Origin of the sequence: Streptococcus pseudopneumoniae, from assembly GCF_001073085.1 — a bacterium.
GTDB lineage: Bacteria > Bacillota > Bacilli > Lactobacillales > Streptococcaceae > Streptococcus > Streptococcus pseudopneumoniae_M.
On record NZ_JVFV01000041.1, the window covers coordinates 14,920 to 38,525 of the forward strand.

Genomic DNA, 23,606 nt, shown 5'->3' on the forward strand with positions numbered 1-23,606 from the left:
GCGAAGGGAAAATAGAAGTTGGGCGCAGTGAGCGATGCTCGCTAGACCAACTATCTTTTCCCCACTGCTTTTAGGGTGGGTTCAATTCCTTTCTTTCTTAATTTTGATAGTATTGAGAAGATTAGACCGGCTTCAATTCAAACCCGAACTACCCTTCCTTTCATTTTTGTTTTTAGAAAAGCTTTCCGCTCGTGTTCAAATTTGAACACACGCTCTACCTTTCTTTTTGATATACAAGACAGGCGACAGAGAACAAAGTAAAAATAGGAAACTGACGACGCATCGCAGATGCTAGACAGTTTATCTTTTTTACACAGTTCTCCGCCCGTATTCAGTTCAGCGAATACGGTTAACCCATCCTTTCTTTTTTTATTGAGTAATTAGGAGAGCTTTCCGCTCATGTTCAAATCTGAACACATGCTCTACCTTTCTTTTATATTTATTTTGTTAATGAATCCAAAAATTCATATAGTTTGGCATTCATTTCTCGATAATCGTAAGCACGAATGGCTTCAGGTTTTTGAACAAAGGTCAATTTTTGACTTTGTTTTTCTATAACATCTTCCCCGTCTGCAGCAATCAAGAGATTGACTGCTTCTGGATCAAATTCCAAGTGGGCTTGGAAGGCATAGTGTTTAGGACTGAAGCGAATCATCTGACGAGGACACCCTTTGGTCGTCGCAAGAACGACAGCATCCTCTGTCAATCCTGGCATATCGCCATGCCAATGACCGGTTTCAAGAGTTTCTCCCAACAAGCGGACATGCGGATCTGCTAGACCATCCGGTGTCAAGGTCACAGGATAAACACCAATCTCGAGCTCAGGACTGTGTTCATACTCCGCGCCATAAGCAACAGACAAGAGCTGGGCACCAAGACAGACCCCAACAATATAACGATCTGCCTTGATGGCTTTTTGAATCAACTCGATCTCTGCCTGAGGATCGTAGTATGGAAAAGCTTCTCGATCTTCATCTGGCGATTGAGGTCCTCCCATGACGATCAAAAAGTCGATCTCATCCACTGTCTCTGGTAGAGCTTCATTCTCATAGACTTTGGTCGTGGTCACTTGATGGCCACGCTCCTGCGCCCATTTTAGATAAGCGCCCGGCACTTCAAAGTTTTCATGCAGTACAAAATGTACCTTCATCGTTTCTTCTCCCATCTCTTTCGAATCACATAAGACAGACCAGCCGCAAGTACAAGCGGGATTGTCAAACTCCAAGTTTGGCCAGTAAATCCAAGGCTCAGGGCAATGGCTGTCAGAGGAGCGTCTAAGGTCGTTCCTAAAAAGACGGTCGCTCCAAGTAACATCCCTATAGCTGGATCCAGATGAATCCCAAGGACTGTCAAAAGCAAGGTCACTAGATAGCCAGATCCAATCCCAAGGGCAAATGATGGTGTCAAGGTTCCCCCATAGGCACCATTGCGCAAGAGGAGATAAACCAGAAGCCCCTTCACTGCAAGAATCAGTGGAAGATAAGGAATCAGCTGACTAGACAAGAGGGCTTGCGCCAGTACCTGGCCATTTCCCATAAAAATAGGGAAAAAGGCTACTAGGCTCCCCAGCGCTAGAAAGGCTAGCGGAAGAGCCCAAAGGACCGTCCCATCCTTCCGCCGTTTGTGACTAGCCCGCTTGGCGAGGAAAGCAAAGACCAGAGCCAAGGGAGTGACCAAGAAAGCAATCACAATAGCCTGTAAGAAACTGCTAGCCGACCATGAGACTGCGAACAGGTGATAAATAGCCTCCTGACCAACGATGGACTGAGCGACCCAGGTGGCCAGATAAGTGCTGGTCAAAACCAGTAGAAGGTTCTGCCAACTGTAGGCGAGTCCTAAGATCTCAAAGACGAACAAGCTACTGGCAAAGGGAACTTGATAGACCGCAGCTAAACCAGCTCCAGCACCACAGGCGACCAAGACTTTTCGCTCTTTGAGGGCTAGAGAAAAACCTTTCGCCAAGCGACCAGCTAGAAGAGCCCCAACCTCACGTGGTGCTCCTTCTTTTCCGACCGATGCACCTGCTCCGACAATCGCAACCTGCATCCCTGCATGAAGGAGGTGGGCTAAGGGCGCTGGTTCCCTGTCTCCAGCTAAGTCAATTTGCTGGCGAATAGACAGAATCTTATAACGCTTTTGCAGGATATGCCAGAAGGCAGTTGCAAAGCACCCAGTCACACATAAGACCAAAAATCTACGGAGACCTCCAGCTTCTTGAAATTGCTGGAGTAAATCCGACTTATCTTGGCCAAAGGCCAGCCCTTGCACCCCTTCTAGTAGATAATGACAGGCAATTCCGACCAGACCCGTCCCTATTCCTAATGATAAAGTGGCTAGAAGCACTCTCAGTCCATAGGGCATACTTTGGAGTCGTACTCTCATAGTCTTACAATTCTGCAAGAATAGCTTTCAGCAATCCTTTGAAGTCTCCTTTGACACGTTCGGTAACTTCTACTACTTCTTCGTGGTTAAGTTCCTCTTGGAAACCAGCCGCAAAGTTGGTAATACATGAAATACCAAGAACTTTCAAGCCAGAGTGAGCTGCCACGATAACTTCAGGAACAGTGGACATACCAACCGCATCTGCACCAAGTGTCTTATATGCACGGATTTCAGCTGGGGTTTCATACGTTGGACCAGTTACACCGATATAAACACCATCATCAAGTTTAACACCAAGTTTTTCAGCAACTGCATGAGCTGTAGCACGATATTTTGGAGTGTAGGCTTTTGACATGTCTGGGAATCGTGGACCGAAGTCATCCAAGTTTTCACCGATTAGAGGGTTTTGGCCTGTCATATTGATGTGGTCAGTGATAGCCATCAAAGTACCAGGACCAAAGCCGATACCACCAGCTGCATTGGTTACAATGACACCTTCACATCCGAGAACTTTCATCACACGTACTGGGAAAGTCACGACTTCGAGAGGATTTCCTTCGTAGAAATGGAAACGACCTTGAAGAGCCAAGACCTTGCGACCTGAAAGTTCTCCATATACCAATTTACCAGCGTGACCGACTACTGTTGAACGACCCCAGTTTGGAATATCTGCATAGTCTACTACAACTGGATTCTCGATTTCTTCAGCAAGTTCTCCAAGTCCTGATCCAAGAATCAAGCCGAACTCAGGAGCTTCGATTCCTTTGCCCTTCAAAAATGCTGCTGTTTCATTTATTTTATTTAATAATGTCATTAGGTATCTCCTTCTTTATGTTTTAAAAATTGACCAATTTTGTCAAAAGTTTTTGCATTTCGAATAGTAATATTACGATAGAAAGGCATCTTAAGCAGGTACTTGTGATAGGCTGTTTTGCTATAGGTTTCTTCTGAGAATTTGCCCCAGAATATTCCCAGTTTCCCGAAATGAAGCACTTCATCTACCAGTTCCATACTTTCGACTTTCTCAATGACTTGCTTGATATCCAGTCCCTCAGTATAAAAGAGAACATCCTTTCGTGCTAAATCTTTGGTCCACCAAGCTGGTAGATTCTTCAACTCTGCTTCATAGTCTTCAAGACTCAGCAAGGAAAAACTCTGAATAAATGGATAGCGTCTTTCAAAGAAAGCCTGTAAATTCTCTATTAATTTAGTTCTAGGCACAATGCTATTAAAGAAAATATTGCCACTATTGATGTAGGTTGCTACATTTTCTAATCCCAACTCCGTCAATTCTTGACGCAATTGAGCCATGACCACCTTGTTCTTTCCACCGACATTAATTCCCCTAACAAGTAGAGCGTAGCGAATCATCTTAAACTAATTTATCTAAGAAACTTTCACCGATCATGGCTTTTTCAACACCAAAGTTCTCTGCAATCGTTGCTGAGATGTCAGCGAAGTGTCCAACTGGAATTAATCCATTGCCTTTAAAGGATGGACTGTATGCTAAAAGTGGAATATATTCACGAGTATGGTCAGTACCAGCATAGGTTGGGTCATTTCCGTGGTCAGCAGTAATCAAAAGAAGATCGTCTTCTCTCATTGCTGCCATAATTTCTGGCAAGCGCTCATCAAACTCATGCAAACAATCACGATAGCCGTGTGGATCACGACGGTGTCCATATAAAGCATCAAAGTCTACCAAGTTTGTGAAGGAGAACCCTTTTTCAAATTCAGGAAGTCCCATAGTCTTCAATAGTGTATCAATTCCATGACTATTTGACTTATTGTGACCCATATCGTGGTTGATACCTGCACCATTGAAGATATCGTTAATCTTACCAACTGCATAGGTATCGATACCAGCTTCGTTCAACTTGTCCAAAACAGTTGGGGCAAATGGAGATACAGCCAAGTCACGACGGTTAGCCGTACGTGTGAAGTTTCCAGGCTCACCAACATATGGACGAGCAATGATACGACCTAGAAGGGCAGGACGCTCAAGGGTAATAGAACGAGCGTATTCACAGATACGGTAGAGTTCATCCAAAGGGATGATGTCTTCATGGGCAGCAATTTGTAAAACAGGGTCAGCTGAAGTATAGATAATCAATTCCCCAGTTTCCATTTGGCGTGGTCCGAAGTCATCGATGACAGCTGTTCCTGAGTATGGTTTGTTGGCTTCACGAATAACCTTACGTCCTGAAAATTCTTCGATTTTAGTAAGGATTTCCTCTGGGAATCCATTCCAGAAAGTATCGAAAGGTTCAGTGATATTGAGCCCCATGATTTCCCAGTGACCAGTCATGGTATCTTTACCTAGAGATACCTCTTCAAGCTTAGTCGCATAACCTGTTGGATTGCTCTCAGCTGGAACTGTCTTTAATGGTGTTTCGCGAGGAATATTCCCAAGACCAAGTTTTGCCATATTTGGAACATTCAAACCTACTGATTTTGAAATGTGTCCAAGCGTGTCTGATGCACCATCAGGAACACCAGCGTTGACAAAGTTATTAGCATCTGGTGCCGCACCGATTCCTACAGAATCGAGTACCACCAAGTGAATACGATTAAATTTTGGCATAGTGTGTCTCCTTTTTATTTTGCTTTTGTTGAAGTTAAAATCTGAACGCCCTCTTGTCCAGCAACGATGACCTTATCCACCATTTGGTTAAACAAGCCATGCTCGACGACACCAACGACATGGTCCAATTCTTGTCCAAGAGCAATTGGGTCTTCAATCACTTCCAAGGCCAAATCGATGATAAAGTTTTGCACATCCGTCACAAAACGTTGGCCATCCTTTTCGCGGAAGCTCGGTTTATAGCCAGCTCGCTCAAATCGACGGAAGACCTGTTCGGCACCATATTGAACAACCTCTACTGGTAATTTAAAGGCACCGAGTTTCTCTACTAGCTTACTTTCATCAACTACCCAGATATATTCTTTAGATGGAGTTGCGACAACCTTTTCCATGAGAAGGGCCCCACCACCGCCTTTGATGCCGTTAAACTGACTGTCTACTTCATCTGCACCATCAACTGTCAGGTCTACAAAGTCCACTTGATCAATTGACTTAAGAGGAATATTGAGTCCTTCTGCCTGCTTGCTGGTCACACTAGAAGTCGTTACAGCTGTAATCTGTAGGCCTTCTTCCTTGATACGACGACCTATTTCTTCTACGAAATAGTAGGCAGTTGAGCCTGTTCCAAGCCCGACAACCATACCATCTTTGACGAACTCGGCAGCTTTAATCCCTGCCATTTTTTTCAGATTTTCCACTTATACACCTCCAAATAGAGCTACTTCTATTATATCATGAATACGCTTCAAATTCATCCTTGTACTAGAAAAACCCGAACATTTTATTTCGGGTTTTGTGATGTTTACTTAACCATATCAGGGTCATAGTCATAAAATCCAGTATCCAAGAAACGATTTTTAGGATGGAGCTTGCGAACTTCTTCATCAAGCAAGAAGGCCTGGTCATGAGTAAAGTTCCCTTCTTGAATCAAATTGCGCGCTTGGATAAAGAGTTTTGCGATTTCTACAAAGTTTTGGCCTGGAGTGTAGAGACCTTCCAGTTTCCAGTGGGTAAATCCATGCTCTACTAGTTCTGGCAATTTGGTCATTAAATCAAGGTCGTTATTAGCAAAAATGTGAGTTCCATGATTGTCTTCAAAAATTGAGTAGTGACTATCTGGATCACTAGGCTCTGCTAAGAAGAGGTCGCGTTGACGTGTTTTTTCATCATCAATCTGAGTAAAATTATAGTAATTCTGCAGGAGTGGACGCTTAGAGTGGTGGATGACACTAGCACCGTAAACCAAAACTTCAGCAGGAATTTCCAAGATTTCAGGCATTTTAAAGAGTTCAGCTGATGGAATTTCACGAGCCAATACTGCCTCAGAAGCGCCAGCCTTTTGTCCCCAGAAATTAATCTGACGACTGCTAGTTACCATGGTTGAGGCATCATAGATGGTTTTAAAAGAATAACCATCACGATTGACAACATAAAAGACACCCGCATCTCCAACAGTAATGTAGTCTGTTTTAATTTCTTCCAAGAAATCAAGGAAGGGTTTGATACGATCCATCATATCCTGATGCATAAGAGCATTGACCGCTACGATCAATTCCTTACCGGCATCATGAACCAGACCAGCGATGGTTCTCAGTTCATCATAAGAAAAAGTCTTTGGTAGGCGAAGTCCAAAATCTTTCTCACCGACATAGATGCGGTCAACTCCCGCCTCTAGTAATTCTTTTACTTGTTCAATGCTTTCAGCAGTTGCTGTAATAATAATCTTTTCCATAAGAAAAATTATACCACATTTCTGAAAAATCAGCTATTCCCTAAAATGATAAATTTACTTATTATTTTTGTAACCTTACTGTAATAATTTTTTTCTTGAAAAATGGTAAAATGAAAGAGTACTGTTAAGGAGAGAATCATGCCCGTAAGAAAATATCAACCGTATGAGTTTGAAGAAGAGGAAACTCAAACAACGCTATACCAAGACTATGTTCCAGAAACCGCTTCCGTTGCTAGTTTGAAGGAAGTTCTTTTCTTTGTAAACATTGCTTGTTTTTGCGTCTTTTTGGCCTTGTTTAGCTTTATCTTTTTAGCCCTCAAGTTCAATACAGTCTTAGCTTTTAGCCTAGCAATTGCCTTGAGTTTAGCAGCATCAAACGTTCAACGTTCAATGATTAAGAAGAAATTATATTAGATTCAAAAGGTCGGGATTTTTGTCCCGACCTATTTTTTCTACGATAGCTAAAGAGCTGCGACTAGAAAAGCGATACTTGGTCTACCGCTTTCTAAGTCACAGCCTTTTCTTATTTATTTTTACGCTTGGATGGTGTTTGAATAGCGATCTTTACTTCAAAAATCGTACCATGAGGTTTGTTATCTTTGACACTGATGGTTCCTTTAAGAGCATCGACAATCTGTTTGGCTAAGGATAAGCCTAACCCAAAACCACCTTTTTGCCGAGTACGAGCCTTATCAACCCTGTAAAAGCGATCAAAAATTTTCTTTTTATCTACTGCAGAAATACCAATTCCATCATCAGCTACTGACAAATAGAGATTACGCTCTGTCGCAGCGATGACAAAATAAATAACTCCTTCTTCTTCGGTATACTTGACAGCATTGTCAAACAAGATAGTCATCAGTTGCTTAAGAAGAAGCTTGTCTGTTATGATGGTCCGATGGATGCGATTTTCAAAATGAAAAACGCGGTTATTTTCAGATGCGATCATCTCATAGTTGGTAAAGGTTGTGTTAAAGAAGTCTGGCTGTACTTCTCCTAGTTCAGGATTGATACCATCATCACGGCGGGCTAAATTTAGGAGATTGGTTGTTAAAAAGCGCATGTTTCGAACTTCTTCTAAACTAGAAGCAATACTCTCGCTAGATTCCATAATAGTAGCTTCCGGTTTTCGAAAAAGAGTTTCCAAGCGATTTTGAAGAACAGCAAGTGGAGTACGTAGCTCATGACTGGCATTTTCGACAAAACTCTGCTGCTTCTGCATACTTTCAAGCAAGGGTTTGACACTAACGCGAGCAAGATAAAGACTAGCTATGAGTGATAAAATCCAGAAGCTGGCCATGACTACTACGATTAACTGCTCATGATTTTGACTGATTTGCTCTAGCTGACTGGTATTCATCAAAACCGCTGCATACTTAATATTGGTCGAGACAGATTCAATATTCATCTCAGTCAGAATCACTCGATAAATCTCATCCTGCCCATAGCTATTCTGAACATGAAGTTGTCGAATGTGATTCAAATCCTTTTTATTAAATGTAACCCTATCAAGACCTAAAAAGCGATTTCCAGCTACTAGTTGATTTAAACTAGAGTCCAATAAAATTACTTCCGTATTAGAACTAACCGTAGGTTTTTTATCAGAAGCTGGAGCAACATTGGCACTACCTAAATCCTTAACGTCCTCAGTTGCACGATTGACCGCCAATTGAATAACGTCCTGAGGATTTTTGCTCAGTGATAAGAGTTTTTCATCCACCGATGTGTAGAGACTGGAGTGCATAACCTGTAAGATAATCAAGGTCATAGCGGAGAAAATCAGAGTAAATACTCCAAAGTTACGAATAAAGTAACTAAAATCCTCCTCATACCAATTCTTTTTAATTTTTTTAAACATGTTTTAAAATATACCCAACACTACGCAAGGTTTGGAGGTTTTCAGCAAAGACTGAGCCCTTTAATTTCTTACGAACTTTTGATACATAGACTTCTACCACGGAGATGGTTGTGTCACTGTCAAATCCCCACAAACGGTCAAAAATTTGTGTTTTTGGTAAGATCACATTTTGATTTTGGAGGAAATAAACCAAAAGATCAAATTCTTTACCTAATAGTTCAACAACAGTATCATTAACTCTAACCTCATTGGTAGATAGATTAACTGTCAAATCACCATAAGAGAGGGTGTTTTCATTGAATTTGCCAGAACGTTTGAGAAGCGCCTGAATACGCATCTTGAGCTCTTCCAGATAGAATGGTTTTGTTAGATAATCATCTGCCCCAAGCTCAAATCCATGTCCCTTATCATCAAGACTTTCCTTGGCTGTCATGATCAGAACAGGAGTCGAAATGCCTTTTTCACGCAATTCTTTTAAAACTTGGAACCCATTTTTTTCAGGCAACATCAAGTCCAATAGAATCAAATCATAAACGCCACTTTCAGCCTCATAGAGACCTTCTTCACCATCAAAAACCTGCATGACATCCGCAAAATCATCTAGAAAGTCAAAGACTGAATTTGAAAGGCCTAGGTCATCTTCCACTAATAGAATCTTGATCATCAAAAATTCCTCCTTATTATACCTATTATAGCAAAAATATCTTAAAAAAAACTCAACTTCCCTCGTTTTTTCAAGAGAAAGTTGAGTTTTTATATCTTTTATAATCTTTGAATTTTAAGCATTTCCATATTGAGCTACAGCTGCTTCAACTGCTGCTTTTTCACGCTTGATCAATTCAACGCGTGCTGCGATTTCCTTGATTCCCATACCGATGTTACGGCTAAGGGCAAGGTCAGAAAGTTGTGGCTCAAAGAAGGCCTTGTATTCTGTCAAGCGTTGCTCTGTCTTAAATACATGGGCAGGCAGAATAACAAAGCTATCAAAGCTCATATCTCCTCCAAGGGCCGCCTTAATCCAAGCCCAGTTTTCACGCGCCCAAGACCACGCTGTTTCCTGGGTTGCTTGATGACCTAAGAACTGGAAGTACCAAGCTGATAAGTCTTGTGGTTTTACCACAAATTTGTCCTTCCAAGAAGCAATCAAGGTTTGGATATTATCCGCATCTGTACTGTAGGCAAGAGCAGCTGCCAATTGGCGTTTAAAGGCGGCATCTGTCGCATGAGTATAAAGATCGAGATAAGTTGCGACCAATTCCTTAGTCTCATGGTGTTTCATTTCATTGATGAGAACTTGTGAACGAATAGCTGCTGGAAGTCCTGAAAGATTATCCTTGTGGGCTGCGAAAATTTGGCTAGCAACTTGACTGGCTTCCCCGTCATTTGAACGAATCATCATGGAAATTGTCAATTGACGAACCAATTCATCCTCATCAGATTCACCTTCTTTAGCTTCAAAGCCAAGACGGTCATAGTTGTAACGAGCCAATTTAGCAATAAGGGCTTTAAAGGCTTTTTCTGCCTCTGTTCCTTCATCAATGAAACGTTCAAGGGCTGTAATAACTTGAGAAACTGCAGCAACAACTAGGTAAGATTCTTCTTGTGCCAATTGATCCACTACTGGAAGCAAGTCTGCGTATGAAATGTGCCCAGCTTCAGCTAGCAAACGACGTTCTTGGACGATTTGAAGTTTGCTTGTGTTATCAAGTTCTACTAATTCTGAAAGAACAGCATCCAGCAATTCACCTTGATAGTCAGTTATGTAGTGGGCTGTATTTTCAGTGTTAAGACGAAGGGCTGTTTTGTTTTCAGCAAGAAGTGCTGCATAGCCAGGAATTTCGATACTTTCAGTTTCTAGAGTATCTGGTAGTCCTTTCCAGTTGCTGTTAAGTGGCACTACCCAGAGACGGTTCTTGTCTTCGTGTTCACCGATAAAGAATTGTTTTTGCGAAATCTTCAACACATCATTTTCAACTGTAGCAGTAAGGACTGGATAACCAGGTTGCTCCAACCAAGAATCCATGAAGGCTGCTACATCACGACCAGATGCTTGTCCAAGTGCATTCCAAAGGTCACGACCAATGGTATTTCCGTATTGGTGTTTTTCAAAGTAAGCATGCAAACCTTTAGCAAAATCAGCATCTCCTAACCAACGGCGAAGCATGTGCATGAGACGGCTTCCTTTGGCATAAACGATAGCACCATCGAAGAGCGTATTGATTTCATCTGGGTGGCTAACTTCAACGTGGACAGATTGAACGCCATCTGTCGCATCACGTTTAAGAGCGGCTGGCACTCCACTTGTTTGGAAATCTTCAAAGATATTCCAACTTGGCTCGATGGCATCCACACAGACGTATTCCATCATATTAGCAAAACTTTCATTGAGCCAGAGGTCATCCCACCACTTCATAGTCACAAGGTTACCAAACCATTGGTGAGCAAGCTCATGGGCAATGACGAGGGCTACTTGTTGACGGCTGGCAAAAGTTGAGTTCTCATCCACAACCAAGTAAACTTCACGATAAGTCACAAGACCCCAGTTTTCCATAGCACCAGCTGAGAAGTCAGGAAGGGCGATGTGGAGAGATTGAGGGATTGGGTACTTAACTCCATAGTAATCTTCGTAAAATTCGATTGAGCGAACAGCGATATCTAGTGAGAAATCAAGGTTTGAAAGTGGATGCGCCTTGGTTGAGTAAACACCTACCAAAGTACCATTTTTTGTTTTAGCAGTTACCCCTTGCAAATCACCAGCAACGAAAGCTAGCAAGTAAGAAGACATACGTGGAGTTGTCTCAAATTTCCAGATACTAGTTTCCTTGCGGTTTTCAACGTCAATCTCTGGCATGTTAGACAAGGCCAATTCACCTTCTGCTTGGTCAAAGCGAAGAGCCAGGTCGAAGGTTGCTTTGGCTTCTGGTTCGTCCACACATGGGAAGGCTTCACGAGCAAAGTGACTTTCAAACTGAGTTGACAAAACTTCTTTCTTAACACCATCAACTGTGTAGTAAGATGGGTAGATTCCTGTCATGTTATCTGTGATTTTACCTGAAAAAGCAAGAACCAATTCAACTGAACCAGCTTCTTCAAGTTCGATATGAAGAGCTTCGTTTTCATTATCAACTGTAAATGGACGAGCTTGACCTGCTACTTCAACAGAAGCAATTTCTAGGTCTTTTTGGTGAAGGGAAATACGGTCACTTTTAGCTTGACCAGTAATAGTTACTTTTCCTGAAAAAGTCTTGGTCTCACGACTCAAGTCTAAAAACAAATCATAATGTTCAGGAACAAATTTTTCAATATAATGTTCTACGGCTTGCATCATTTTCTCCTATTCTATATTTCTGAGCAAACGCTCTAGTTCAAACATACCTATTTTATCATATTTTTAGTCAGAAAAAAGCTTTGGACGGTGATTTCCAAAACTTTCTTCCTTATAGCAGGCTACAGAGGGTAGACCTTGCGAAATTCTTCTAAAACAACCTTGCTGTTAGGTGTAAAATCCAGACCTGCTTCTCCTAACCAGTCTTTGAAAAAGTCTTCATGAACCTGACGCCAATAGGACAGAGATTTGTCCCCTTCACCTTCCTTGTAGGCATGGTCGGCTGACACTTGATGGAAAGGCTGAACGGAAACCTTTGTAATTTCGACGATGCAAACAGCTTGATACTTACTGTCTAAAATAACATCAAAAGTTCCTTCTTGGGGAAGGGGTTCGTCCTCTACTGCGTAAAGATCGTAAGCTGAGGCTGTTGCTGTTTTTTCGCCTTTAAAGACCAGATCCGCTAAAAGGTCTGGTTCCACTCCAAAAGCCCAGGCATCTATCTCATCTCCGATAGAGGGGTTGATTTGCTTGTAGGCATTCCACATTTCTTGAGGTGTCATAGGTTGCTCCTTTGTATTTTTTTACTTTCTTCTTTTACACGTTTGAGATGGTCTAGATGGTCAATTTTTAAATTAAAAATCTCTGGAATAGAACTATAATGGATCATGCACTTGATATCCATTTGATTCATTTTTTGTATGAAAAAAGCATTCAGATATCCTGCTACGGCGAAATCTATCTTTTTCATCCTTGCTTTATCCTGCATCTGTCTCAGCATTTCTAACATAATGAGACTTTCCATATCATGCCATTGACTATTTCTCACAGTGGCAAAAACAAAAGAAGTCAAATCATTCATTCCAACTACAATCTTTGAAATACCAGTTTCCAGTATCCTGTCCAAGTCAAAATAAGCTGACGGTAATTCAATCATTGTTCCAACTTTTCCAGTAAAACCATGCTGGCGCAATACTCTAATAGCTTGTTTTAACTGTTCAGCATCATTGACAAAAGGAAAAATAACAGACAGATTGGGATTGGTTTGATAAACTTCTGTAACGACATGTGCCTCAGCCTGAAATTCATCCAAACACGCCAGTAAACGCCTAGTTCCTCTATATCCAAATAAGGGGTGGCGTTCGTCAAAATACTCTTTAGTCCCGTCTAGACTATTTGCTTCTGCATTTGTTAACTCTGAAAATCGATACCAGACTTCTTCATCTGAGTATAAATGGCAAATAGTTTCTAAATAATCTTTTACAAATTGCTGACAATTTGGTAATAGTATGTTTTGGTTTATTTCTCTCAACAAGTATTCCCCACGAATCATACCGATATAGTGAAATAGTTGAGGATAAACTTTTTCAACAATTTGTTCTCCACTAAGAGCCAGTTGGTTTCTCATCTTTCACCTTCCAATTCATGTAAGAGGTCTTGTCCAATTCTGGAAATCCTCGTAACTCTGCCTTCACCTTTAATACTAAGGGAGAGGCATTTTCTTCGGTAATCTGCTCGATAGGAAGCCAAATTGCATTTGCTGAATCGTTACTTCCATCAAGAACTTCATGAGGAAGTGATTTTTGAGAACGTTCTAAATCAAGTACGATATCATAAAAGGCCATGATATGATGTACGGCGAAGTCTTGCCCTTCTTCATGAACTAGCACATCATAAATCCTAGGATTGCAATAACGGATAAGCGTATACCCCGTCTCTTCCAGAACTTCTCTCTTGAGGGTTTCTGTCAATCCCTCACCGATTTCCTGACTACCACCTGGTAGGTCAAAGCGATGTTGATAGGGGCCTCTTGTTTTTACAATACAGAGCAGTTTCCCCTCTTGAAGACAGACTCCGTATACCCCAAAGTGTTTTTTGATTTCCATATTCTATTCTTTCTTAAACTCCAAGATTGCTAGCTCACCTTATCCCTTAAAAGGAAAGAGGCTATAGATTTCATGATCCTTGATATACTTCTTCAGTATCTCCATATTCCCTTCAATTTTTGCCTGGATATCTGTCTCTTCACAAGTTGACTCAGTAATAAAGAGGTGAATTTTTAATAAATCTGTCAAGTATAGCAAACGGCGTTCCATTTCCGATTCAGGACTTGAAGCTTGCTCGATTTTTGCAAGCTTTTGCTCCAAGCTATCACCATTCAAAAATCTCTGATGAACTCTCCTTCTTATGTTTTGAGTGGATTCCTCCCCTTGTTCTAATGGAGATAAAAGGAGTTTTTTATAGACGAATAACTGATTTTCTTTTTCTCTTTCCAGATAGGCCAATAAAACTAGAGAGCTATCAACAAAGGTCCAGCTGTTATAATTCCCTTCAAATGGAACTTGTATGATCCTATCTAATAATACCTTAGCCATTTCCTCTTGACCATCCAGATAAAGTAAATAGGCCAGATGATTCAGTGATTCGAGATAACTAACTTGGGTCTTCTTATTCTTTTTTAATATTTTATCTAAATAGGGATGTAGGTCTGGATGATTTTCCACTAGCTCAACTACTTCTGATAGCTTCATCTGAAATCCTTTCTATTCTTTTTTAAAATAATTTAAAGAGATTTTAGTCAACTAATCCAACTCTGCTCTACTGAACAAGTCTTTCATAGATTCGATATCATCACAAAATTCTTTAAATCCTAAAGCGAATTTAGCCAAGGCGTCCACCTTGGAAGAATAGGCACAAAACATACTTCCTTCAGGATCAAAGTCTATTGCATCGCTTAATTCAGGCATTTTTTCCTCCAAAAATACCAAAGCTAGCGATGCCCAATCGTAGCCATTTCCTTCAAATCCCTCCTCTTCTCGAGTGTCAAACACTTCCTGTCTGTATTCTCCATCTGGGTAATAAATAAACGACCCGCGAACATTTTTAGGATCCTCATCATATACAAGCAGGCTAAAAGGGGCAATATTTTCATTTATGTTTTCGTAATCTATCATTTCTTAACTCCTTTTTTTATTATCAATGGAACTGCAACATTCTAGCTTTGTAACTAGGGTTCAAAGGGCATAAAACTATCATGCTGCTGATAATATTTCAAAGCCTCGACCAAGTCTTGGGGACTTGCATCTGGCTTTTCCTCAAGTGCAACCGTGAGAACATCAATCAACTGCTCTCCATAGTAGACTAGCTGGAGATCTTGCTCCACTACATCAGCAGGGTAAATATCACGGTCTTCCACGACATCCGGATAATCTGACATCCAATAGAGCCTATCTAGTGCCAGTTCTCCATCCTCCTTGCCATAGAGGCAAAAATCATCTGAAGTTAGTTGATCCGCTCGCACCTGCTCAATAATCTGCTCTAGTGAAAGTTCTTGGTGTTTCCGCATCCCTTCTCCTTTTTAGTCTCACTCTTCAACAAAGGAATTTAAAAAATCCTCAAAAGATGGCCATTGACTATACAACTCAGCTTTTTCTTCTAGAACATAGAAGTACACCTTGCCATAATCTTCTGCCCTTAAAGAAAGAGCATAGTTGCCTGATCCAGGATCATAGGCGAAATGAAGAAGGTCTGTTGCCTTAAATCCTTCAGGCAAAACCTCATCGTCAAACCAATTCAGAGACTTTCTCATCTCATCAAGTGAATCAAAGGAATTGAAAGGAAAGATATGACGATCATCGTGGACACCCCTTACTTGGGGCTGGCCTCCGTTGTACTTAAGGTAAAAATCCTTCATGGCTTCCGATAATTTCTTCCCAAGAATCTCCTCAAATTGTAAAAAATCTTCTTTTGAAATCGGTGAATCTGCATCTAGCACTCTAAACATGATTTCTCCCTCCCAGTTTTACAACTCTTCCTCTAAACTCTTATCAATAAAGTCATAAACGTTTGTAGCAACTTTTTGCATTTCTAAGGAGCCTAAAGCACCCAAGTCATTTTCATAAATGCAATCATCTGCATTTTTCTTAATAAAGTAGGCCAAATCTCCTTCCTGTCCAATCATAAAGTAATCTGGCTCTACTTCCTCAATCTGATAAGTTTCATTACGCTCTTTTAGATCTTCCTTGGCATACAAACAGATACCGGTATCTCCAATTTCATAGGGGGCAATCTCTTCCCACTCTGATAAAAAACGATAGTAGAGATTGGGCAAGACAAATCCAAACTCATCTCTTTTCATAGCTTACCTCTACATATTCACAGAATACCAACTATGCTACTTCAAAGACCATCCACCGTCAATAGTGAGAATTTGCCCCTGCATGGCGCTTGCTTTTCCACCTGCTAAAAAGAGACTAACTTCAGCCACTTCTTCTGGCTCAATCCAGCGTTTGATGGGTGTTTCACTAGCTACCCAGTCAGCTAGTCCACCTGGTTCAAAATCAGCTGCGGTCATACCAGTCTTAACCGCACCAGGAGCAATCCCAAAGACCTGGATACCAGCTTCAGCATAGTCTAGAGCTAATTGCTTGGTAAATCCTGCTAAGGCATGTTTGGACGAGGTATAGGCGTGACCACCCCCGCCTGCTAGACTTGAGGCAATGGAACACATATTGATGATGATCCCTCGCTTATTTTCAAACATGTTCATCAAATAATAGCGGGTTAACTCCACTGGAGTCACATAGTTGATTTCAAAAATCTCTTGGATTTCTTGGGCTGTTTGTTCTAGTAAAGGTTTGTAGTCATCCAAAACTCCAGCTGTATTGCAGAGAACATCAACCTGAGGACACCAGTCAAAAATTGGTTCCAAGTCAAGCGTTAAATCACGTTGTAAAAAGTGAAAGTCACCCTGTAAATCAGGATTTTCACCCTGATCCACTCCAAAAACCTGACAACCTTTTTCTAAAAAGAGTCGAGCTTGAGCCAGACCAATCCCTGAGCTAACACCTGTAATCAATACACGTTTAGTCATGGACTTCCACCCAATCCGTCGCTAAGACATCACAAGGAGTTGGACTCCACATAGAAAAACCTTCCCCTTCACCAGATACGTTGATGAGGAAATAGGGTGTCACTTCAAGGGCGACGCCATTTTGCTCGATAGTATCAAAGAGCTGGACATAGTTTTCAGCTCCACCCCAGCTAGTTCGTACATATTTTTTCTTAGCCTTTAGTCCAGGCAAAATTTCTTCAAATGTCATGTTTTTCTCCTTTGTTATCTATGAATCTTAATTTCATTATAACAAAAAACCGTTTTCCAACGGCTTTTTGACTGTGATTTCTTAAAATGCATTTTTTCCTATGGCAAATCATTCCCTGCTGCGAGGTAAATCTCATACCATTCTTTTCGAGTTAGATTAACATTACTTGATTGACTTGCTTCTATCAAATGTTTAGGGTTAGTTGTTCCTACTACTGCCTGCATCTTAGCTGGGTAGCGTAACACCCAAGCGATAGCAATAGCTGATGGGCTCACACCGTATTTTAAGGCTAATCGATTTAGAACCTCATTTAGATTTTGAAATTGCTCTTTGCCAACAAAATTGCCCTTAAAATAGCCAAACTGCAAAACTGACCAGGCCTGAATGACCATATCGTTTAGTTTGCAGTATTCAAAGACGCTACCATCACGCACAGCAGCCTTGTCCCCTTCCATATTGACATGGAAACCTGCCTCAAAACCAGGAGTGAATGCTGCACTTAGTTGTAATTGATTGATCGTTAATGGCTGTTTGACTTCTTTCTTCAGCAACTCTATCATCATGGGATTTTGGTTGGACACACCAAAGTCTAGAACCTTACCTGATTTGTGAAGGATATCGAAGGCCTCTGCCACTTGATCAGCTTCCATTAAGGCATCTGGGCGATGGAGAAGCAAACTATCTAGGTAATCAACCTGCAATCGTTGTAGAATCCCGTCTACTGACTCCAAAATATAATCTTTTGAAAAATCAAAATAGGTAAATTCTTCTATGCGAATGCCACACTTGGACTGAATCCACATCTTTTCTCGCAGGTCAGGACGATTGTTTAACACTTGACCCAGTAATTCTTCGCACCGACCACGACCATAGATATCTGCCAAGTCAAAGGCATTGATTCCGACAGATAGGGCTGTTTCAACCAGTTCCTCAACTTCTTTAACCGACTTGTCACTGATTCGCATCATGCCTAGGACGATTTCGGACAATTCTCTTTTCTCTTGACCAAATGGAATGTATTTCATGGCAACTTCCTCCGTTTTTCTTCATTATAAAGCAGAATGACACTTTTATCAACTGCTATCTCACAAAAGAAAAGAACCAGCTTAAACTGGTCCTTTTAGATTTTATCCAATCACACTTCCGTTTGGTACAGACGGATCAACTGTGAGAAGGGTTAATTTGCCATCATGTTCAGCTGAGAGGATCATACCTTGGCTGACATATTTTTTCATCATTTTACGTGGTTTGAGGTTAGCAACGATTTGTACTTTCTTGCCGACCAATTCTTGTTCGTTTGGATAGTACTTAGCAATTCCTGAGAGGATTTGGCGATCTTCACCATCTCCAGCATCCAAGCGGAATTGAAGCAACTTATCAGAACCTTCTACTTTAGAAACTTCTTTTACTTCAGCAACACGGATTTCAACCTTATCGAAGTCTTCAAATTTGATTTCATCCTTGTTGAGTTTGAGTTCAACTTCATCTGGATTCCATTCTTTTTCGACGGCTGGCTTGTTACCTTCCATTTGTTCCTTGATATAGGCGATTTCTTCTTCCATATCCAGACGTGGGAAGATAGGTGTTCCTTTGGCAACTACAGTGACATTTTCAGGGAAATCAGATAAACTCAAATTTTCAAGGCTAGAAACTTCTGCTAGACCAAGTTGAGTCAAGACTGCACGACTGGTTTCCATCATAAATGGCTCAATCAAGTGGGCTACGACACGAAGGCTGGCTGCCAAGTGACTCATAACACTGGCCAATTGGTCACGATGAGCTTCATCCTTAGCCAGTACCCATGGAGCTGTCTCATCGATGTATTTGTTGGTACGTGAGATAAGAGTCCAAACTGCCTCAAGGGCACGTGGGTAGTCAACTGCTTCCATATAGGTGTGGTAGTCAGCGATTGATTGTTCTGCTACTTGAGCAAGAGCATTGTCAAACTCAGTTACACCTTCTACATAGGCAGGGATTTGACCATCAAAGTACTTGTTAATCATTGAAACCGTTCGGTTGAGGAGGTTTCCGAGGTCATTTGCCAATTCATAGTTGATACGGCCTACATAATCTTCTGGAGTGAAGGTTCCGTCTGAACCAACTGGAAGGCTACGCATGAGGTAGTAACGAAGTGGATCGAGACCATAACGCTCTACTAACATTTCAGGATAAACGACATTCCCTTTAGACTTAGACATCTTGCCGTCTTTCATGACAAACCAACCGTGGGCAATCAAACGGTCAGGCAATTTGATATCCAACATCATAAGAAGGATTGGCCAGTAGATTGAGTGGAAACGAAGAATATCCTTTCCTACCATGTGGAAGACTGTTCCATTCCAGAACTTATCAAAGTTAGCGTGTTCATCTTGACCATAACCAAGAGCTGTCGCATAGTTAAGAAGGGCATCAATCCAAACGTAGACTACGTGTTTAGGATTTGATGGAACTGGTACACCCCAGGTAAAGGTTGTACGAGATACTGCTAAATCTTCCAAACCAGGCTCGATAAAGTTTTTCAACATTTCATTGAGACGACCATCCGGAGTGATGAAGTCAGGATGTGATTTGAAAAATTCTACCAAACGGTCTTGGTATTTGCTGAGGCGAAGGAAGTAAGACTCTTCTGATACCCACTCCACTTCGTGACCTGATGGAGCGATACCTCCCGTTACATTTCCAGCTTCATCACGGAAAACTTCCGCAAGCTGACTTTCTGTAAAGAATTCTTCATCTGAAACTGAATACCAACCAGAGTATTCACCCAAGTAAATATCATCTTGAGCAAGCAAGCGTTCAAAAACTTGAGCCACTACTTTTTCATGGTAGTCATCTGTGGTACGGATGAATTTATCGTATGAGATATCCAATAATTTCCAGAGTTCTTTAACTCCAACTGCCATACCATCAACATAGGCTTGTGGTGTGATGCCAGCTTCTTCTGCTTTTTGTTGAATCTTTTGACCATGCTCATCCAAACCTGTCAAATAAAAGACATCGTAGCCCATAAGGCGTTTGTAGCGAGCTAAGACATCACAAGCGATGGTAGTGTAGGCAGAACCGATATGAAGTTTACCAGATGGATAGTAAATCGGCGTTGTAATATAAAAATTCTTTTCAGACATAATATTTCCTTTCCAGGCAAATGAAACCTGTTTTTCTAACACTTCATTATATCACATTTTTAATGATTTTCGATAAGGAAATCCATACAAAAACAAGATAGACTAATGTCCATCTTGTTTTTCCTGTTGATTATCTTATTCATATCGAAGTGCTTCAATCGGATCCAGTTTAGAAGCCTTATTGGCTGGTAGAACACCGAATATCATACCGATGCCAGCTGAGACAGCTAAACTAAAGAGAGCGATTGGGATGGATACTCCAACTTCGATTCCTGCAATCATGTTTTGAAGAAGGACACCTGCAAGCATAGTCACCCCTGCAGCTAGCACAAGACCGATGACCCCTCCTAACAAGGTTAAAATCATGGATTCAATCAAAAACTGAACCAGAATATTAGCCCGTGTTGCTCCTAGTGCTTTACGTAGACCAATCTCACGAGTACGCTCTGTCACCGAAACAAGCATAATGTTCATAACACCAGTACCACCGACAAAAAGGGAAATCCCCGCAATGGCACTAATAATCGTTGTTATGAAGCCAAACATTTGTTGCACTTCGTTGAAGGCTTCCGTTGCATCAGCTATCTGATATTCCCCTTGTTGAAGACCTGCAATCTCTGTCATTCTTCTTGCCAACTCTGGTCCCAAAGTCTGGGTTAAGCTAGTATCATTGACACGGAAGACAATATTTGAAATCTCATCTGTGTTAAAATTAGCTGCTAAGGAAATATTGGTCGTGATTGGTAGTCCTCCGACTCCAAAGGCTTTGACTGCCTTGGCTTCTTTACTTGCATAAACACCAATAACACGGTAACTAATTTCGTTTACTTCAATAATCTGATTAAGCGCATCTTTTGCTGAACCAAAAAGGCTATTGGCTAGTTCTTCATCTAGGATGATCACACTTGCGAAATCCTTATAATCTTGCGCTCTAAGGCCACGACCTGCAATGATTTCATTTTCGACCGCATCCATATAGGTGACATTCCCACCCGTCATGTTAGCGTGTTCGACCTTTTTATCCTTATAAGTCAAGGTCACATTGGCTGAGTTGGTCACATAGTAGCTATCCACTCCCTTGAGCTTAGCAGCTTCCTTGACCCATGCTTCTTGAGGTTTTGGTGGTTCAACAAAATCTTCTTCTCGACCACCAGACAAGGTCAGGGCAGATTGTCTTTGTGTAAAGGAACCGTCCTTACTCTTGGTAGGTGAGAAAAAGACATGGATATCTTTCTGGGACTTGGTCATATTTTTATTGACCTGACGAGACATTGAATCACCTAAGGCCATAATCACGACAACGGAGGATACACCGATGATAATCCCGATCATGGTCAAGAAGGACCGCATCTTGTGGGCCATAATGGATGAAAAGGCAAATTTCAGATTCTGCATCTTAGTTTTCCTCCTTTTCTACTAGGCCACTATCAGACGAAATGACACCATCACGGATGACGATTTGACGTTTGGCATAAGCAGCGATTTCAGGCTCATGCGTAACCATGATAATGGTTTTTCCTTCTTTGTTTAATTCAACCAAAAGCTGCATAATCTGATTTCCAGTTTTAGTATCTAAGGCTCCAGTAGGTTCATCTGCCAAGATAATCGAAGGATTATTGACCAATGCACGCGCAATGGCAACCCTTTGCTTCTGACCACCTGACAACTCCGAAGGTAAATGATGACTACGCTCTGTCAACTCAACCTTTTCTAGATACTCTTCTGCTAATTTGCGACGTTTTGAAGCTGAAACTCCAGCATAAATCAAGGGTAATTCTACGTTTTGAAGAGCATTGAGCTTGGACAAGAGAAAGAATTGTTGAAAGACGAAGCCGATTTCCTGATTTCGAACCTTGGCTAATTGTTTTTCACCTAAACCAGCTACTTCTTTTCCATCTAGAAAATACTGACCACTTGTAGGTGTATCTAACATACCGATGGTATTCATGAGGGTGGACTTACCAGAACCTGATGGTCCCATGATTGCTACAAATTCTCCCTCGTGAACTTCTAGATTAATGTTTTTAAGGACTTGAAGTTCTTGATCACCATTGCGATAGCTACGACAGATATTTTTGAGGCTAATTAGTTGCTTCATCAGTCTTCACCTCTTTTCCTTCTTGCAAGGAAGCTGTCGGATTACTGATGACTTTTGCTCCATCTGTCAGACCAGATGTGATTTCTTGATTTTCTGCATCTGCATTGCCCAAACCAACTTCAATTTTTTTGGCCTTTTGATTTTCATCAAGGATCCAAACATAGTTTTTATCTTCTTCCATGACTACGCTGGTGATCGGAACAATCAATGCTTTGCTAGTGCTTTTCACTTCGACACTGACTGTAAAGCCCTGTTTCAAATCACCAATTTCGCTAGTTACATCGACTGTATATGGGTATTTTGAACCTGTGTTTGAAGCAGCTAAGCTACTACTTGCTTCACTGTTATTTTTTGGATAATTTGAAATATAGCTAATCTTACCATTCCAAGTTTTATCTGGGTAAACCTTGGAAGTGAAAGTGACTTCTTGGCCTACAGATAGATTGGCAAGGTTGTACTCAGAAAGCTCTCCCTTGACCTGCAAGTTATCGTTACTTACGATATGAACCAAAACTTGACTATTTCCTGTTGGAGATTTTGAAACATTCCGATTCACTTCAACAACTGTTCCCTCTACCGTACTCAATACCGTAGCAGCATTCAACTGGGCTTGAGCTTTTTCGAGTTGCGCTTCTGCATCTGCACGCACATCACGAGCATCGCTGATTTGAGAATCAATAGCAGCTGTGGCAGAACCGGATGACTGAGCTGGCGCTTGTCCAGTTGCTCCTTCTAGACCTGCTTGCGGAAGGCTCGGTGTTGCTGCGGCGGTATTTCGAGCCTCATTCAGTTCATTGATATGACGGTTAGCTTTAGCAACAGCACGACTGGCAGCATCATAGGCAGCCTGGGCTTCTGTGCTACTATACTTGACGAGAGCCTGTCCTTCGCTGACCTGATCACCAACAGAAACCAAGACCTCATCCAAGTCACCCTTGCTTGCATCATAATAGATGTATTGTTCGTTTTGAGCAGTTACTGTACCAGATAAAAGAACTGAAGATGCCACAGACCCCTCTTTGGCAAGGACTATCTTAGCAGTTTCATCTTTTGCTGCAGCTTGATTTGGTTGTCTCAATAGAAGAACAGCTGCTGCTCCCACTACAAGTACTGACGCCACTCCAATAGCAGTAAATAAAGGCCATTTCTTAGCTTTTGACTTTCTTTTCATAGCAATACCCCTTTTATAAATATATATGTTAAGATTATAGCATATATCCTAAAAATGGACAATTTATTTCTCATTATCCAAAAACATTTGCTAAAATCTTTTATTGTTGTATTAGTTATATAATACACTTTCTTTTTTATTTTTGCAAGCATTTTCTTAAAAATTTTAAACGTAGCAGATTTTTGCATTGACCTTCAAAAAAAGATAGAATATGACTAGAAAACAACAA

At 41.1% G+C, this 23,606-nt stretch carries 26 protein-coding genes; 1 reads left to right on the top strand and 25 read right to left on the bottom strand.

Annotation, left to right across the window (positions count from 1 at the left end; genetic code table 11):
• Positions 1-439: 439 nt before the first annotated feature.
• From ADH90_RS08075 to ADH90_RS08105, 7 genes are all read right to left on the bottom strand, one after another.
• Positions 440-1,150, bottom strand: a complete 711-nt coding sequence (locus ADH90_RS08075) for a glutamine amidotransferase-related protein (RefSeq protein ID WP_049530819.1) — start codon at positions 1,148-1,150, stop codon at positions 440-442.
• The gene (locus ADH90_RS08080) at positions 1,147-2,382 is read right to left on the bottom strand and encodes a chloride channel protein (RefSeq protein WP_049530865.1); all 1,236 of its coding nucleotides are present in this window, start codon (positions 2,380-2,382) and stop codon (positions 1,147-1,149) included. Before ADH90_RS08080 ends, ADH90_RS08075 begins: the two co-directional genes overlap by 4 nt.
• Positions 2,383-2,386: 4 nt before the next feature.
• Positions 2,387-3,196 (bottom strand): purine-nucleoside phosphorylase, encoded by an 810-nt coding sequence (locus ADH90_RS08085; protein WP_049530820.1) that lies wholly within the window; start codon positions 3,194-3,196, stop codon positions 2,387-2,389.
• Positions 3,196-3,753 carry a DUF1697 domain-containing protein gene (locus tag ADH90_RS08090; protein ID WP_049530821.1) on the bottom strand — a complete coding sequence of 186 codons (558 nt, stop codon included), beginning with the start codon at positions 3,751-3,753 and terminating at the stop codon, positions 3,196-3,198. Before ADH90_RS08090 ends, ADH90_RS08085 begins: the two co-directional genes overlap by 1 nt.
• Before the next feature lies 1 nt (position 3,754).
• Positions 3,755-4,966: a phosphopentomutase gene (locus ADH90_RS08095; RefSeq protein ID WP_049530822.1), complete on the bottom strand. Its 1,212-nt coding sequence runs from the start codon at positions 4,964-4,966 to the stop codon at positions 3,755-3,757.
• A 14-nt stretch (positions 4,967-4,980) separates the two neighbouring features.
• Positions 4,981-5,664, bottom strand: a complete 684-nt coding sequence (gene rpiA / locus ADH90_RS08100; RefSeq protein ID WP_049530823.1) for a ribose-5-phosphate isomerase RpiA — start codon at positions 5,662-5,664, stop codon at positions 4,981-4,983.
• Positions 5,665-5,768: 104 nt separating this feature from the next.
• Positions 5,769-6,698: a peptidase U32 family protein gene (locus ADH90_RS08105; RefSeq protein ID WP_049530824.1), complete on the bottom strand. Its 930-nt coding sequence runs from the start codon at positions 6,696-6,698 to the stop codon at positions 5,769-5,771.
• Between the two features lie 138 nt (positions 6,699-6,836).
• Here ADH90_RS08105 and ADH90_RS08110 point away from each other — a divergent pair, with 138 nt between their 5' ends.
• A complete protein-coding gene (locus ADH90_RS08110; protein WP_049530825.1) occupies positions 6,837-7,112 on the top strand; it encodes a DUF3270 family protein in 276 nt (91 codons plus the stop codon).
• A gap of 109 nt (positions 7,113-7,221) precedes the next feature.
• Here ADH90_RS08110 and ADH90_RS08115 read toward each other — a convergent pair whose 3' ends face one another.
• The 18 genes from ADH90_RS08115 to ADH90_RS08200 all read right to left on the bottom strand — a co-directional run bounded on the left by ADH90_RS08115 (position 7,222) and on the right by ADH90_RS08200 (position 23,377).
• Complete coding sequence (locus ADH90_RS08115; protein ID WP_049530826.1) at positions 7,222-8,556, bottom strand: sensor histidine kinase; 1,335 nt, start codon at positions 8,554-8,556, stop codon at positions 7,222-7,224.
• Positions 8,549-9,220, bottom strand: a complete 672-nt coding sequence (locus ADH90_RS08120) for a response regulator transcription factor (protein ID WP_000590624.1) — start codon at positions 9,218-9,220, stop codon at positions 8,549-8,551. The genes ADH90_RS08115 and ADH90_RS08120 overlap by 8 nt, the downstream gene beginning before the upstream one ends.
• Before the next feature lie 114 nt (positions 9,221-9,334).
• The gene (locus ADH90_RS08125; protein WP_049530827.1) at positions 9,335-11,881 is read right to left on the bottom strand and encodes a M1 family metallopeptidase; all 2,547 of its coding nucleotides are present in this window, start codon (positions 11,879-11,881) and stop codon (positions 9,335-9,337) included.
• Positions 11,882-12,003: 122 nt separating this feature from the next.
• Positions 12,004-12,444, bottom strand: coding sequence for an ASCH domain-containing protein (locus tag ADH90_RS08130; RefSeq protein WP_049530828.1), 441 nt, complete (start codon positions 12,442-12,444; stop codon positions 12,004-12,006).
• A complete protein-coding gene (locus ADH90_RS08135; protein WP_049530829.1) occupies positions 12,441-13,289 on the bottom strand; it encodes a putative PEP-binding protein in 849 nt (282 codons plus the stop codon). The genes ADH90_RS08130 and ADH90_RS08135 overlap by 4 nt, the downstream gene beginning before the upstream one ends.
• On the bottom strand, positions 13,267-13,767 hold the full coding sequence (locus tag ADH90_RS08140) for an NUDIX hydrolase (protein WP_049530830.1): 501 nt from the start codon (positions 13,765-13,767) through the stop codon (positions 13,267-13,269). Before ADH90_RS08140 ends, ADH90_RS08135 begins: the two co-directional genes overlap by 23 nt.
• Before the next feature lie 39 nt (positions 13,768-13,806).
• Positions 13,807-14,412, bottom strand: coding sequence for a DUF6707 family protein (locus ADH90_RS08145; RefSeq protein ID WP_049530831.1), 606 nt, complete (start codon positions 14,410-14,412; stop codon positions 13,807-13,809).
• Between the two features lie 51 nt (positions 14,413-14,463).
• Positions 14,464-14,835 (bottom strand): Imm51 family immunity protein, encoded by a 372-nt coding sequence (locus ADH90_RS08150; RefSeq protein ID WP_053092376.1) that lies wholly within the window; start codon positions 14,833-14,835, stop codon positions 14,464-14,466.
• Positions 14,836-14,888: 53 nt separating this feature from the next.
• Positions 14,889-15,227, bottom strand: coding sequence for a DUF7716 domain-containing protein (locus ADH90_RS08155; RefSeq protein WP_049530832.1), 339 nt, complete (start codon positions 15,225-15,227; stop codon positions 14,889-14,891).
• 18 nt (positions 15,228-15,245) lie between these two features.
• Positions 15,246-15,665 (bottom strand): SMI1/KNR4 family protein, encoded by a 420-nt coding sequence (locus tag ADH90_RS08160; RefSeq protein WP_049530833.1) that lies wholly within the window; start codon positions 15,663-15,665, stop codon positions 15,246-15,248.
• Between the two features lie 18 nt (positions 15,666-15,683).
• Entirely contained in the window at positions 15,684-16,019 is a 336-nt protein-coding gene (locus ADH90_RS08165) for a hypothetical protein (protein WP_049530834.1), read from the bottom strand.
• A 36-nt stretch (positions 16,020-16,055) separates the two neighbouring features.
• Positions 16,056-16,754 (bottom strand): 3-oxoacyl-ACP reductase, encoded by a 699-nt coding sequence (locus ADH90_RS08170; RefSeq protein WP_049530835.1) that lies wholly within the window; start codon positions 16,752-16,754, stop codon positions 16,056-16,058.
• Entirely contained in the window at positions 16,747-16,983 is a 237-nt protein-coding gene (locus ADH90_RS08175) for a DUF2829 domain-containing protein (RefSeq protein ID WP_049530836.1), read from the bottom strand. The genes ADH90_RS08170 and ADH90_RS08175 overlap by 8 nt, the downstream gene beginning before the upstream one ends.
• A 98-nt stretch (positions 16,984-17,081) precedes the next feature.
• The gene (locus tag ADH90_RS08180; protein WP_049530837.1) at positions 17,082-18,008 is read right to left on the bottom strand and encodes an aldo/keto reductase; all 927 of its coding nucleotides are present in this window, start codon (positions 18,006-18,008) and stop codon (positions 17,082-17,084) included.
• Between the two features lie 102 nt (positions 18,009-18,110).
• Positions 18,111-20,108, bottom strand: a complete 1,998-nt coding sequence (metG, locus tag ADH90_RS08185; protein ID WP_049530838.1) for a methionine--tRNA ligase — start codon at positions 20,106-20,108, stop codon at positions 18,111-18,113.
• Positions 20,109-20,243: 135 nt separating this feature from the next.
• Positions 20,244-21,503: an ABC transporter permease gene (locus ADH90_RS08190; protein ID WP_049530839.1), complete on the bottom strand. Its 1,260-nt coding sequence runs from the start codon at positions 21,501-21,503 to the stop codon at positions 20,244-20,246.
• Between the two features lies 1 nt (position 21,504).
• The gene (locus tag ADH90_RS08195; RefSeq protein ID WP_045615203.1) at positions 21,505-22,206 is read right to left on the bottom strand and encodes an ABC transporter ATP-binding protein; all 702 of its coding nucleotides are present in this window, start codon (positions 22,204-22,206) and stop codon (positions 21,505-21,507) included.
• Positions 22,190-23,377, bottom strand: coding sequence for an efflux RND transporter periplasmic adaptor subunit (locus ADH90_RS08200; RefSeq protein ID WP_049530840.1), 1,188 nt, complete (start codon positions 23,375-23,377; stop codon positions 22,190-22,192). The genes ADH90_RS08195 and ADH90_RS08200 overlap by 17 nt, the downstream gene beginning before the upstream one ends.
• Positions 23,378-23,606 lie beyond the last annotated feature (229 nt).